At 29.4% G+C, this 13,585-nt stretch carries 12 protein-coding genes; 6 read left to right on the top strand and 6 right to left on the bottom strand.

The genetic code is table 11. The features are described from left to right. Nucleotides 1–371: 371 nt before the first annotated feature. Nucleotides 372–2,933, top strand: coding sequence for a DUF559 domain-containing protein (locus WAO74_RS02140; RefSeq protein ID WP_422159290.1), 2,562 nt, complete (start codon nt 372–374; stop codon nt 2,931–2,933). A 46-nt stretch (nt 2,934–2,979) separates the two neighbouring features. Here WAO74_RS02140 and WAO74_RS02135 read toward each other — a convergent pair whose 3' ends face one another. The 4 genes from WAO74_RS02135 to WAO74_RS02120 all read right to left on the bottom strand — a co-directional run bounded on the left by WAO74_RS02135 (nt 2,980) and on the right by WAO74_RS02120 (nt 6,129). Beyond that, nucleotides 2,980–3,498: an OmpH family outer membrane protein gene (locus WAO74_RS02135; protein WP_422159288.1), complete on the bottom strand. Its 519-nt coding sequence runs from the start codon at nt 3,496–3,498 to the stop codon at nt 2,980–2,982. A 99-nt stretch (nt 3,499–3,597) separates the two neighbouring features. Then, nucleotides 3,598–4,518, bottom strand: coding sequence for a tRNA (adenosine(37)-N6)-dimethylallyltransferase MiaA (miaA, locus tag WAO74_RS02130; RefSeq protein WP_422159287.1), 921 nt, complete (start codon nt 4,516–4,518; stop codon nt 3,598–3,600). Then, nucleotides 4,518–5,342, bottom strand: a complete 825-nt coding sequence (locus WAO74_RS02125; protein ID WP_422159285.1) for an ion transporter — start codon at nt 5,340–5,342, stop codon at nt 4,518–4,520. The genes miaA and WAO74_RS02125 overlap by 1 nt, the downstream gene beginning before the upstream one ends. Before the next feature lie 367 nt (nt 5,343–5,709). Beyond that, nucleotides 5,710–6,129, bottom strand: a complete 420-nt coding sequence (locus WAO74_RS02120; RefSeq protein ID WP_422159284.1) for a nucleoside-diphosphate kinase — start codon at nt 6,127–6,129, stop codon at nt 5,710–5,712. A 156-nt stretch (nt 6,130–6,285) separates the two neighbouring features. On the opposite strand from WAO74_RS02120, the gene WAO74_RS02115 reads away from it, so the two are divergent. The 5 genes from WAO74_RS02115 to WAO74_RS02095 are packed head-to-tail and all read left to right on the top strand — an operon-like array spanning nt 6,286 to nt 10,270. Next, nucleotides 6,286–7,314 carry a DHH family phosphoesterase gene (locus WAO74_RS02115; RefSeq protein WP_422159283.1) on the top strand — a complete coding sequence of 343 codons (1,029 nt, stop codon included), beginning with the start codon at nt 6,286–6,288 and terminating at the stop codon, nt 7,312–7,314. Further along, a complete protein-coding gene (gene gldI, locus WAO74_RS02110) occupies nt 7,304–7,834 on the top strand; it encodes a gliding motility-associated peptidyl-prolyl isomerase GldI (protein WP_422159281.1) in 531 nt (176 codons plus the stop codon). Before WAO74_RS02115 ends, gldI begins: the two co-directional genes overlap by 11 nt. Before the next feature lie 8 nt (nt 7,835–7,842). Further along, the gene (locus WAO74_RS02105; RefSeq protein ID WP_422159280.1) at nt 7,843–8,550 is read left to right on the top strand and encodes an FKBP-type peptidyl-prolyl cis-trans isomerase N-terminal domain-containing protein; all 708 of its coding nucleotides are present in this window, start codon (nt 7,843–7,845) and stop codon (nt 8,548–8,550) included. Then, the gene (locus tag WAO74_RS02100; protein WP_422159278.1) at nt 8,551–9,708 is read left to right on the top strand and encodes a peptidylprolyl isomerase; all 1,158 of its coding nucleotides are present in this window, start codon (nt 8,551–8,553) and stop codon (nt 9,706–9,708) included. It abuts the gene before it with no gap. A 1-nt stretch (nt 9,709) separates the two neighbouring features. Next, nucleotides 9,710–10,270: a phosphatase PAP2 family protein gene (locus WAO74_RS02095; RefSeq protein ID WP_422159277.1), complete on the top strand. Its 561-nt coding sequence runs from the start codon at nt 9,710–9,712 to the stop codon at nt 10,268–10,270. Here the strand turns inward: WAO74_RS02095 and WAO74_RS02090 are convergent. Then, on the bottom strand, nt 10,259–12,262 hold the full coding sequence (locus tag WAO74_RS02090) for an LTA synthase family protein (protein ID WP_422159275.1): 2,004 nt from the start codon (nt 12,260–12,262) through the stop codon (nt 10,259–10,261). The genes WAO74_RS02095 and WAO74_RS02090 overlap by 12 nt on opposite strands. 7 nt (nt 12,263–12,269) lie before the next feature. Then, complete coding sequence (locus tag WAO74_RS02085) at nt 12,270–13,484, bottom strand: peroxiredoxin family protein (protein WP_422159273.1); 1,215 nt, start codon at nt 13,482–13,484, stop codon at nt 12,270–12,272. Between the last annotated feature and the right edge of the window lie 101 nt (nt 13,485–13,585).

The following is a 13,585-nucleotide window of genomic DNA, read 5'->3' as shown; positions in this document are numbered from 1 at the left end:
ACGAACTAGAGTTCAACTTTAGAGTAAAACCAGGAGTAATGCTGTTACAAGTAAACAGTAAAGAAAGCGACTTTGGAACCTCGAAAGTGATCTTTAGATAAGAATTTAATTAAGAATATAAACAAGTGGGGGGACTTATTTATATGATAACTAGACACCCAAACAAATTTGTTTGGGTGTTTTTTAAAAAAAATATCAATGGTCTATTAATTTTTAGGGGTATTAATTTACGACTATTGATCCCAAGAGAGCTGAGAAATCAGCTCTCTTTTTTTGTTTATAATTTGAAGCAATTACTTAAAATAATAACATTTATTTTAAAACTATAATATATAATGAATTCTGTATTTTCGTAATTCATATATTTTAAATTGATTTTAAGTAAACCCATCACATATATTTCAGGAGTAAGTTTGCAAAGAGCAACACTTTTATACACAGAATTAGGTATAAAAACGTGTAATGATTTATTGAACTTTTTTCCTTTTAGATATATTGATAAAACGCAATTTTATGCTATTAGGGAATTACAACCAAATTCATCTGAAGTACAAATTGTAGGTAAAATTACACACATTAAATCTGTGGCACAAAAAAGAGGAAGTAGGTTAGTAGCCACTTTTCAAGATGCTACAGGTTCTATGGAATTGGTTTGGTTTAAAGGACAAAAATGGATTAAAGATTCCTTAAAAATTGATGAACCTTATGTGGTTTATGGTAAGTTAAATCACTACAATCATAGTTACTCCATACCTCATCCAGAAATGGAATTGGTTGCAGAATATAAAAAGAAGTTGCAAACTAAAATGCAACCTGTATATCCATCTACAGAAAAATTAACAAATTCTGGAGTTTCTAATAAGTTGATAAGAACGTATATCCAGAAATTGTTGCAACAAGTTTACGATACGATTCAAGAAAGTTTATCACAAGAAATTATTGATGATTTTAAATTGATGCATAAACGTGATGCCTTATTAAATCTCCATTTTCCTAAAAGTCAAGAAAATTTAGCCAAAGCTCAATATCGCTTAAAATTTGAAGAATTATTTTTTATTCAATTACAATTAGTGAGAAAAAAACTCATCAATAAAACTAAAGTAAAAAGTTTTGTTTTTGAAAATGTTGGTGCTGTTTTTAATGAATTTTATTCTGAAAAGCTACCTTTCGATTTAACCAATGCTCAAAAGAGAGTGCTAAAAGAAATTAGAAAAGACGTTGCAACTGGGGCACACATGAACCGACTTTTACAGGGTGATGTTGGTTCTGGAAAAACAATTGTTGCCTTATTAACAATGCTTTTAGCAATTGATAATGGTTTTCAGGCAACCATTATGGCACCTACAGAAATCTTAGCAAATCAGCATTATATTGCTGTTTCTGAGCTTTTGAAAGGAATGAATATTAAGGTTGATCTTTTAACTGGTTCTGTAAGAACTAAAAAAAGAAGAGAAATTCATGCAAATTTAGAAGATGGTTCTTTGCATATTTTAATTGGCACGCATGCTTTATTGGAAGATAAAGTGAAATTTAAAAATTTAGGAATCGCCATTATTGATGAGCAACATAGATTTGGTGTAAAACAAAGAGCACAATTGTGGAAAAAAGGAGGCCCATCCCAACCTTCCCAAAGGGAAGGAGTCCAATCTTTGCGTAAAAATTATATGACTGCTCGTCCATCAGTTTATAAATTGATGAAAGAATTACAGAAAAAAAGAAAACAACAAACTACTGAAGCAGAGCGAATTTTATGGGAGCAATTAAAAACGAAAAAATTAGATTTCAAATTTAGAAGAAAACATATTGTTGATGAGTTTATTGTTGATTTTATTTGTATCGAAAAAAAAATAATTATTGAAGTTGATGGAAAGTATCACACTACAAAAGAGCAGCAAGAAGCAGATGATTTAAGAACAAAAATTTTACAAGATTTAGGTTTCAAAGTCATCAGATTTACAAATGAAGAAGTCATTGGAAACATAGAAAACACAATCTCAAACATTTCACAACAATTAAAAATAGAAAAAACCAACAGTGAGAGTTCCCTCCCTTTAGGAGGGTTAGGGAGGGATGCTTTTTTACCTCCTCATATTTTGGTGATGACAGCAACACCAATTCCAAGAACTTTGGCAATGTCAGTGTATGGCGATTTAGATATTTCTGTAATTGATGAATTACCTCCAGGAAGAAAAGAGGTAAAAACTGTTCATAGATTTGATAGTAACAGACTGTCTGTCTTTAAATTTATGAAAGATGAAATTGCAAAAGGTAGGCAGGTTTATATTGTGTATCCATTAATTCAGGAATCTGAAACCATGGATTATAAAGATTTAATGGATGGTTATGAAAGTATTTCTCGCGAATTTCCATTACCTAAATACCAAATAAGTATTGTACATGGAAAAATGAAACCTGCAGATAAAGAACTCGAAATGCAGCGTTTTGTAAAAGGAGAAACTCAAATTATGGTAGCCACTACTGTTATTGAAGTAGGCGTAAACGTGCCCAATGCAAGTGTTATGATTATTGAAAGTTCAGAGCGTTTTGGGTTAAGTCAATTACATCAATTAAGAGGAAGAGTTGGGAGAGGAGCAGACCAAAGTTACTGTATTTTATTATCGAGTTTCAAATTATCTGCAGAAGCAAAAACACGCTTAAAAACAATGGTAGAAACTTCAGATGGTTTTAAAATTGCAGAAGTAGATTTAAAATTGCGTGGACCTGGAAATTTAATGGGCACTCAACAAAGTGGCGTTTTAAATCTTAAAATTGCAGATGTTGTAAAGGATACAAAAATTTTAGTTGCTGCTAGAAATACTGCAATTTCTCTTTTGCAAGAGGATCCTAATTTATCAAAAGAAGAAAATTTACCCATAAAAAAAGTGTTTTTAGAATTGACTAAATCTTCTAAAATATGGGGTAATATTAGTTAAAGAAAGCATCACAATTGTGATGCTTTCTTATAATTTATTGACAACCTTATTCTTTAACTTCTGGTTCTTGAATTCCTAGTTTTGCTAGTACTAATTTGGTAATATCATATTTCTCATCAAGATATGCAAACTCATTTCCTTGTCTTGTTAAAATGTGTGTGTAACCTCCTTCTTTCACAACTATGGCAATAGCATCATTCAATTTTTTATACAAAGGTCGCATTAATTCATTTTGCTTGAATTGCATTAATTTATTACCATTTTCTTGATATTTTTTAATATCCTGTTCCATGGTTGTAATTTCGTTGATAAGGGTTTTTTTCATCAATTCACCTAATTCTTTTTCATTTTTAGTAAAATCATCCACTTTATCTTGGTATTCTTTCATTTTAATGGAAAAAGAAGAATCTAATCTTGCACCATAATCTTGTGTGTTTTTTATTACAATTTTTGCCTCTGGCATTAAATTGATAATGTAATCGTTGTCTATTGTACCTGTTTTTGTTTGTGAAAAGGCTAGAACACTGTATAGAGTTATAAATAAAATGCTAATTTTTGATTTCATGTTTGTTGTTTTAATTGTGACAAAGATAGAAAAGAGAGTGACTAATAAAAATCTATACTCTTTAAAAAAAGTTAAATTTTAATTTTAAAAATTTCTCTTTTATTTCTCCATACGATTTTCGATTTTTTTTATAATTTCTTTAGTGCTTGTCTCAAAATCAAACCATTCAATTTCCTCATCTTTTCGAAACCAAGTGCCTTGCCTTTTTGCAAAACGTCTTGTATTTTTTTTGATTTCAGAAATAGCAAATTCTTTGGTAAAATCGCTTTCAAAGTAAGCAAATATTTCTCTGTATCCAACAGTTTGTAAGGCGTTTAGGTTTTTGTTTTTGTGTAGATTTTTAGCTTCTTCTAACAATCCGTTTTCTAACATTACATCAACTCTTTTATTAATTCTATTGTAAAGAATTTCTCTATCTGCTGTTAAACCTATTTTTATAACATTAAAATTTCGTGGTTCTTTTGCTTTGTTTTTAAAAGTTGAGTAAGGTGTTTCTGTTCCAATACAAATTTCTAAAGCTCTCATTATTCTATGAGGATTGTCGATGGCAATTGTTTCGTAAGTTTCTAAATCTAATTGTTTTAATTTTTCTTGCAGACTTTCAATTCCTTTTTCTTCAAGTTCTTTTGTTAAATCTTTTCTAATTTCAGGATTCACTTCAGGAAAGTAATCCAAACCTTTTAAAACAGCATCAATATATAAACCACTTCCACCAACCATAATTTGAATTGGGTTTTTAAGAAACAATTCATCTAATTTTTTTAAAGCATCTCTTTCAAATTGACCAACATTATAGTCGTCAAAAATGCTTCTATCTTGTATAAAATGATGTTTAGCTGCTGCTAATTCTGTTACATCTGGTACAGCTGTACCAATTGTCATTTCTTTAAAAAACTGTCTAGAATCGCAAGAAATAATATCTGAATTAAAATAATTAGCCAATTGAATACTCAAAGCAGTTTTACCAATTGCTGTTTGGCCAACAATTACAATTAGAGTGTTTTTTTTTGAATCAATCATTAGTTTAAAGCGCTACCACAATTATAGCAAAAACCTGAGTTTTTCTTATGATTATCTTTTAAACAAGTTGGGCAAGATTGTGTATTTATATCTTCATGTAAAGTAGATTTTGTTAACTCTGAACTCACAATACCAGTTGGTATTGCAATAATGGCATAACCTAAAATCATAATAATACTTGCAATTAATTGTCCTAAGGGAGTTTGTGGGGCAATATCTCCAAAACCAACAGTAGTTAATGTAACAATGGCCCAATAAATACTTTTCGGAATATTAGTAAAACCATTTTCGGCACCTTCTACCATATACATTATAGTCCCCAAAATTACACAAACTATAACTACAAAGAATAGAAATACTGCTATTTTAGCTTTACTAGCTTTCATAGCTAAAATCAATTTCTCTGAGGCTCCTGTATATCTTGCTAGTTTTAATATTCTAAAAACTCTTAATAAACGCAAAGCTCTTAAAGCGACTAGACTATGTGAGCCTACCATAACAAATGATAGGTATTTTGGCACAGTTGATAAAAAATCGATAATACCAAAAAAGCTAAAAATATATTTAGTAGGTTTTTTTATAGAAATAATCCTTAATAAATATTCAATGGAAAAAAGTATGGTAATTACCCATTCGCCTATATCAATAAAACTATGATACTTAGCATCGAAGCTTTCCACACTTTCTAGCATTACTAATAAAATGCTAGCAATAATTGCTACCAACAAAACAACATCAAAAAGTTTGCCTTCAGGTGTGTCAGCTTCATAAATAATTTCATGAAGTTTTGATTTCCAATCTTGATTTTTCTTTAAATCTTCCAAATTTGTATCTATTTTCTTTTACAATACTACAAATATTAAATGAATTGATAAATTTTTTAAGTCGTTTTTCTCTTTATTCATAGGGGTTTTTAAAAAAAAATGAATTTTTTTCACTTTTTTAAAGCCGTACTTCAATTCTTCTCGTAAGTATGAGTGAGATTCAAATAAAAACAACTTAACCTCAAAGAATGAAAACTAAAAAATTAGAATTGATAGATTTTTTTTGATAATCCATAATTCTATAATAAGTTTTTGAATTAAAATGCCTGTTACAATTAAGTAACAGGCATTATAATTTGTTAGTATAAAGAATTGGAAATCTTTTATATTCAATTGATACTAAACAAAAAGAATTTCTAATAAATCCTTAAAATTGCTCTCTTCCAGAAAAGTGAAAATTGCCTTCAATTAGTGCATTCTCATCAGAATCAGAACCATGAACAGCATTTTCTCCCATAGAAGTTGCATATAATTTTCTAATAGTTCCTTCTGCAGCATCAGCAGGATTTGTAGCACCAATTAAAGTTCTAAAATCTTCTACAGCATTTTCTTTTTCTAAAATTGCAGCTACTATTGGTCCACGAGTCATAAATTCTACCAACTCTCCAAAAAACGGACGCTCATTATGCACCGCATAAAAAGTTTCAGCATCATTTTTTGTCATTTGTGTTTTTTTCAATGCTACAATTCTAAATCCTGCAGCATTAATTTTTTCAAGTATTGCTCCAGTATAACCATTTTCTACGCCATCTGGTTTAATCATTGTAAAAGTTCTATTTGTTGCCATTCTAAATTTTTTAAATTTTTTGCAAAAGTACGGCTTTTAATATGAAATACAAGTTATTGTTAAGGTTGTATTTGTGAATAACACATATTGATTTTTAACTATTGTAAAAGCAAAATATTTTTTGCAAAATGCTATTAAATTGTATCTTCGCAACTTATGATTTTAAAAGGATTTGAAGATTTAAAAGAGTTTCTAAACAGGCCTAAAAATATTGTAATTGTAGGTCATAGAAATCCTGATGGAGATGCAATTGGTTCAACTTTGGCCTTGAAACTTTATCTCGATAAAAAAGGACATAGCTGCACAGTAGTTGTGCCAAATGATTATCCAGATTTTTTGAATTGGTTGCCATCTTCAGATACTGCTTACAGATTTGATTTGCAAAATAGCCAATCTCAAAAAGCTATTGGAAAGTCGGATATCATTTTTCTATTGGATTTTAATGCTTTACACAGAGTAGGTTCTGATATGCAAAATACCTTAGAAAAATATCCAAACGAATTTGTGTTGATAGATCATCATCAACAACCAGATGATTTTAAGTACATGTATTCTGATATAGAAATATGTTCTACTTGTCAAATGGTGTATCAATTTATTGAGATGAATAACGATTTAAATTTGGTAGATGCAGATATTGCAACTTGCTTGTATACAGGGATTATGACAGATACTGGATCTTTTAGATTTAGATCTACAACCAGTAAAACGCATAGAATTATTGCAGATTTAATTGATAAAGGTGCAGAAAATGATAGAATTCATAACAATGTGTATGATGAAAATTCATATAATAAACTTCTTTTATTAGGCCAAGCTTTAAGCAATTTGCAAATTTTACCCAACTATAGAACAGCTTATATTACGCTTACAAATGATGAAAAAAAGCGTTTCGATTTCCAAAAAGGAGATACAGAAGGCGTAGTAAATTATGCACTTTCTTTGAAAGGAATTATTTTTGCGGCTATTTTTATTGAAGATAGTGACCAGAATTTGATAAAAATTTCATTTCGATCTAAAGGTAGTTTTTCAGTAAATAAGTTTGCAAGAAATCATTTCGAAGGTGGAGGCCATGACAATGCAGCAGGTGGAAAATCTGACTTAGAAATGGCAAAAACAATTACCAAATTCACATCTTTATTACCTGAATATCAATCAGAATTAATCAATTCTTATGAAGTATAGTTATCTTTTAATTCTATTGATAGTATTTGTAAGTTGTGTAAAAGTGCAACCCAGAAGACCTATAGATCCAAAACCATCAACAACTATTTATTTAGAAACAGCCAAAGAGTACAAAGCGTTAAATCAAGCAGAAGATGCTCGAATTTTAAGCTTTATTCAGAAAGATACTTTGCAAGAATACTTGCAATCTTCTAACGGATTTTGGTACACATACAACCTTAAAATAAACGATAGCCTTGTGCAACCAAAAAAGGGGAACACTGTAACTTTAGAATACAATATTCTTAGCTTAAACGACTCAACTATCTATTCTGCAGAAGAATTAGGGATTAAAGAATATAAAGTAGATGAAGAAGATTTTATTTCGGGTTTACAAAAAGGAATAAAGTTGATGAAAACCGGAGAAACAATTACCTTTGTAATTCCATCTTACAATGCATTTGGAATTGCAGGCGATGGAAATAAAGTAGGAATGAATCAAACAATTAAAAGTAAAGTAACATTAATAAACATTAAATAAACACAAAAATGAGAGTAATAAAAAGTTTAGCAATTATTGCAGTTTTAACACTAATGGTTTCTTGTGGAAATCAAAAACCAGAGGTAAAATCTTTAGAAACAGAAATAGATTCTGCTAGTTATGCTTTAGGATTAGATATGGCTTTAAAAGTAAAAGCTAATTTTGATGAAGCAAATACAGATTTGTTTTTGCAAGGTTATAGAAATGGAATAGATTCTACAAATTTATTGATAGACCAAAAAGAGTTAAACGGTTTTTTAAGTAAGTTTTTTCAGAAACAACAAATGGAAAAAACTGAAAAAGCTGCAGAAAAAGAATTCGGAGCTGTAAGAAAAGCAGGAGAAGACTTTTTAGCTGAAAACAAAGTAAAAGAAGGTGTTGTAACTACAGATAGTGGTTTGCAATATGTAGTCTTAAAAGAAGGAACAGGAGAGACACCTAACCCAACAAGTAAAATTAAAATTCATTATCATGGAACTACAATCGATGGCGAAGTTTTTGATAGTTCTGTAGACAGAAATGAACCTTACGAATCTCTTGCTAACATATACATTCCAGGTTTTAACGAAGGTTTATTGTTGATGAAAGAAGGTGCTAAATACAGATTTTTTATACCTCAAGATATTGCTTATGGAGCACAACAAAGAGGTCCAGCCATCAAGCCATTTTCAGCATTAATTTTCGAAGTTGAATTATTAGAAATTTTAGAAAAATAGATGAAGCAAGGAAGCTATATACTTTTTTTTAGCATATTTATATTTTCATGTACAGCAGAGAAATATAAGAGTTTAAACGATGGTTTGTATGCAGAAATACAAACCAATAGAGGAGATATATTATTAGAATTATATGCTAATAATGTACCAATGACAGTTGCCAACTTTGTTTCTTTAGCAGAAGGAACAAGCACCAGAGTTACAGATTCTTTAAAAGGTAAAAACTATTTTGATGGTTTAACGTTTCATAGAGTTGTTCCTAACTTTATCATTCAAGGTGGAGACCCAACAGCAAGTGGAAGAGGAAATCCTGGGTATTTATTTGGAGACGAATTTACAAAAGATGAAAATGGAGGTTTACGCTACAAACACGATGATGTTGGTGTTTTGTCGATGGCTAATTCTGGACCAGATGCGAATGGAAGTCAGTTTTTTATAACGCACAAAGCAATTCCGCATTTAAATAATAAACACAGTGTGTTTGGAAAAACGATTGTAAATTCTCTACAATTAAAAAAGCTAAAAACAATTTTTAAAGACGCTTTAAAATTACAAAAAGCAATAGATTCTGTAAGAATGATTACTGTAAATAAAATACAGCAAGCAGATACCATAAAAAAAGTGGAAATTATAAGAATAGGCTCTGAAGCTAAATCTTTTAATGCAGAAGAAGTTTTTAATGATAAGATTGTAAAGTATAATGCTTTATCCGAAGACAAAAAAGAGTTAGAAGCGAAGCAGGAAATTGCCAGATATGCTAAATACCTGAAAGATAAAAAAGTTTTTTTAGCTAAAATGGATGAATCTAATGCAATTAAAACAGATTCTGGTTTACGTTTTTTACTACTTAAAAGCAATCCAAAAGGCAAGAAAATGGTAGGCCATAAACCTGTAAAATCTAATTTTACTTTATATACAGCAGATGGTGTAAGAATTCAATCTACAGAAGAAAGTGGTCAGCCATTTGTGTTTCAATTAAACGATTCTCAAAAACCAATGATTACTGGTTTTAAAGAGGGAGTTTCAAAAATGAGAGAAGGTGAAAAAGCAAGATTATTTATACCTTATTATATAGGCTTTGGTACTGCTAAATATGGACCTTTTCCAGCAAAATCTGATTTGGTTTTCGAAGTAGAAATCATAGAAATAAGTAAATAATTTGTTTGAAACGATTATAGAAAAAGATAAAGAACTTCTCATATTCTTAAATAATTTAGGAAGCGAATATTGGGATCCATTTTGGTTGGCAGTTACAAACCAATTAAATTGGATTCCATTGTTTGTTTTTATTTTGTTCTTAATTATAAAATCTTTTGGTTGGAAACGTGGTGGATTTATCATTTTATCAATGATAATTTTAGTCGCTTTTTCAGATCAATTTACCAATCTTATTAAAAACTTTTTTGGCAGATTAAGGCCAAACAACGATCAAGAAATTAAGCATTTATTAAGAACATTAATAAATCCGCAGAGTTTTAGTTTTATTTCTGGGCATGCAACTACTTCTACTTTTTTTACAGTTTATGTGGTGCTTATGCTTAAGGATAAATACAAATACATACCACTGCTTTTATTTTTTCCTATGATCTTTTCTTACTCTAGATTGTATTTAGGAGTGCATTTTCCTTTAGATATTTTCTTCGGAATTTGTTCTGGTGTGCTTTTAGCAAATTGTTACTTTGCCATTTATAAAAGGATAGATAAAAAACTATTCGATTGATTTTTTATTGTTAAAATACAAGTATTTTGTAGAGTGATAATAAGCTGATAATAAACTATCCATTTCTAAAGTTTTTTTAGGGTATTTCTTCTTCAAATCTTCTAAGTTTTCAGATTTTAAATTGTACAAACCTTTTGTTTTAGAAACGTTTGTTTTATAATAGTATAAACTATCTTGAAGCAGACCAACTGTTGGTTCTCCATTCATTTTTAGATATACAAAAGAAGCTGTTTTTTTATGACTCGTTGTATCTAAAAGATTGCTTCCTAAAGTATAATTTGTGTAATTCATTTTTAACAAACTCATAACTGTTGGAAACATATCAATTAGTTTTCCGTTTTTAGAAATTACTTTTGGAGCTGTAATTTTTGGAGCATGAATTAACAAAGGAACATGTTGTAAATTTATGTTTAAATCGTATTCATTTGTGTATTGATCATTTCTGTTCATCATGGTATTATGATCGCCAAAAAAAACAAATACAGTATTGTTATAATAGCCAGATTCTTTTGTACGTTCTAAAAAACGCCCAATATTAAAATCTAAATAACGCAAAGCATTTAATTGAGCAACCGATTTAAATCCAGATTTTTCTAATAAATCGCTCGTTATTGCATCTTCAGAAAGTGGTGTAAAAGTTTCTTTTTTTTCAGGAACCGTAAAAGGAATATGATTCGAGGCTGTTTGTATATAAGCTGCAAAAGGCTTTTTTTGTTCATGCAGTTTTTTCAATTCTTGGTCAGATGCTGCAAAAAGTTCATAATCATCTATTCCCCAAACATCAGCTCTATTTTCAGTATCATAACTACCTTCTTCAAAAATTTTTAAATCTTTAATATTCGATTGAAAAATACCTCTAATATTTGCCCAATTTGCACTTCCTCCTAAAAAATATAATTTTTCATACCCATTAAATTGATCAAACAAAATTCGCTGATCTATAATCATAGGGTTTCTAGAAGCTGTATTTACATCATCTATATCTGGCAAGCCTGTTACGCTCGAAAAAACGCTTGCAGCTGTTCCAGATTTGTGTACATAAAAATTAGGAAAGCTAATACTGTTTTTATGCAATGCATCTATGTTTGGCGAGCTATTTATTGGGTTTCCATAGAAACTTAAAGGTTTTACACCCACAGATTCTAACATTACAAAAATAACGTTAGGTTTGTTTTTTAAGGTGTCGTTAAAGAATACTTTTCGTTCAAAAGAAATTTTGTTTTTTGGCAAGCCTAATTCTTCTGCAATTACAGGATAATATTTTTTAAATTCATTCATATTTACACCTTCACTTCTAAAAGCAAAACTGTCGAAAAAGTACAAAACAGGATTCAATGCAAATTGATTTACAGCATTGTTTTTAGAAAAGAAAGCCTCACTCCATCTTAAAGGATAATGACTAAAACTATTATAAATTCCGAAGCTTAAAAGTAAAAAAGTACCAATAAAATAAACTGCTTTTAATTTTTTAGAAACTATAAAAAGGTCTTCTTTACATTTTGAATACAATAATTTTGAACCTTTAAAAATCAGATATCCAAATAAGAGTAATCCTAAAACACCTTTTAGTATTGGGTAACTTTCCCATAAAACTTGAGTAGATATTTTTAGATCTTCTAGAAAACGCAAAGATGCTGCATCTAATCTTATGGATAAGTAATCGAAATAGCCAAAATCAAAAAGGTAAAATAGCGTTAAAACTAAATAAACGATTAGTAGATAAAAAGAAGCAAATCTTTTAAAGAATAATTTCGTAAAAAATTTTGTGTTCGCTATTAAAATAGAAAGGGCTAGAGGAAACAAACAAATACTGGTCAGTTTCATATCAAATCGAACACCTAAAACAAAAGCTCTTTGAATTTCTGAGGAATCTGCGCTATCTAAACTAGCAAAAAAAAAGTAGAAAATTCCTCTAAAAATGATGCTAAAAAGTAGTAATAAAAAATAGTTAACAAATATATATCTTATGTAATTTGGTACTTTACTAAACATTTTAAAGTTATTTTTCATTTAATAATGTAGAAACAAATTGAGTAAAATCTGTTTTAAAATCAATAAACTTTTCACCAGTTGCAGGGCCATTAAAACCTGTATAAACTTTTCTAACGTTTCCTTTTTTATCAATAATAATAGCAGTTGGATACGAAATAAAATTATCTAACATGGGTAGTTTTTTTTGCGCTACTACCTTGCTTGCTAAATTTCCATAATCTGCTAATAAAACAGGATAATCGATACCAATTTTTTCTTTTAAACGATTAATTCTATGAAAGGCAATTTCTCTTGTTTTGGCCACCTCAAAAGCGATGGATGTAATTTTTAAATCGTTGTTTGGGTTTTCTTTTAAATAGTTTACTAAGAACTTACTTTCATCTAAAGAATTAGGACACCAAGTTCCCATAATTTGCAGAATAACTACCTTATTATTATATTCAGGATCGCTTAAAGAAACGATTCTACCTCTTGTGTCTGGAAAAGAAAAATCGAATTGCTCATAACCTTCTTTGATAAAAGTTAAGTTTTCTTCATTTGGTAATTCAAAAGCGTTATTTAATTTGGCTGTAAAAGGTTCTTTCCAATGATTTCCAGAATAAAAAAAACCGTTCATAGCAGAATCTGTAACTTTAGCTTTGAATAAAAAAGCGTGTGCACCATCAAAAGCAGAGAGTTTTAGAGAATCTCCATCTACAATCCCTTCTAAAAATCGATAATCTCCAGTTAAAGTTCTAAAAGTACCAGTAACCTTGTTGTTTTTCTGATTAAAAATGCCTTTCGCAATGTACTTATCTGCTACAGAATTCTCGCTAAACAATGTTTCCCAATTTCCAGAAACATTTTTTAGTGCTTCTTTTTTTGATGGAAAACGAATATTGCTTTTAATAGCTAGGAAAGGAACAATTCTGTCTAAACTTGGTTTTATGAAACTACCTTTCAAAGAATCATTTTCTATTTTTGCAATAATATATCCTTCAAAAACAGGTGTTTGGATTCTTACAGAATCATTTGTGTATGTAATCTCATCCACTGTAATTATTTCATCAGCATTAAAAATGGTGAGTAAGGTGTCATTTTTTACTTCAAAAATAAAAGGGAGCTCTTGGTTGTCCTGCAACTGTAAAATACCTCTATAAGTTCCTTTTTCTAAATTATTGACTTCATCAGTTTTACAAGATGCAAAAATCAACAAGCAAATAATAAATAATATATAACGCATTTGTTTTCTTTATAATCGACATCAAATTTACAATAAAATACTTATACCAATATTTAAAAAAATCCTTAAAAATGGTTAATTTAGCCCCCTAGAAAATGTCA

Origin of the sequence: Polaribacter sp. (assembly GCF_049276715.1) — a bacterium.
In the GTDB taxonomy this organism is placed as follows: domain Bacteria; phylum Bacteroidota; class Bacteroidia; order Flavobacteriales; family Flavobacteriaceae; genus Polaribacter.
Note: the sequence above shows the minus strand (reverse complement) of the source record. Positions and strands in the feature narration are given on the sequence as shown.

Bases quoted from the DNA above. Each gene is read 5' to 3' on its own strand.
- WAO74_RS02135 (WP_422159288.1), bottom strand. From the start codon at position 3,498: ATGAAATCAAAAATTAGCATTTTATTTATAACTCTATACAGTGTTCTA.
- miaA (WP_422159287.1), bottom strand. From the start codon at position 4,518: ATGATTGATTCAAAAAAAAACACTCTAATTGTAATTGTTGGCCAAACA.
- WAO74_RS02120 (WP_422159284.1), bottom strand. From the start codon at position 6,129: ATGGCAACAAATAGAACTTTTACAATGATTAAACCAGATGGCGTAGAA.
- WAO74_RS02115 (WP_422159283.1), top strand. From the start codon at position 6,286: ATGATTTTAAAAGGATTTGAAGATTTAAAAGAGTTTCTAAACAGGCCT.
- gldI (WP_422159281.1), top strand. From the start codon at position 7,304: ATGAAGTATAGTTATCTTTTAATTCTATTGATAGTATTTGTAAGTTGT.
- WAO74_RS02105 (WP_422159280.1), top strand. From the start codon at position 7,843: ATGAGAGTAATAAAAAGTTTAGCAATTATTGCAGTTTTAACACTAATG.
- WAO74_RS02100 (WP_422159278.1), top strand. From the start codon at position 8,551: ATGAAGCAAGGAAGCTATATACTTTTTTTTAGCATATTTATATTTTCA.
- WAO74_RS02090 (WP_422159275.1), bottom strand. From the start codon at position 12,262: ATGTTTAGTAAAGTACCAAATTACATAAGATATATATTTGTTAACTAT.
- WAO74_RS02085 (WP_422159273.1), bottom strand. From the start codon at position 13,484: ATGCGTTATATATTATTTATTATTTGCTTGTTGATTTTTGCATCTTGT.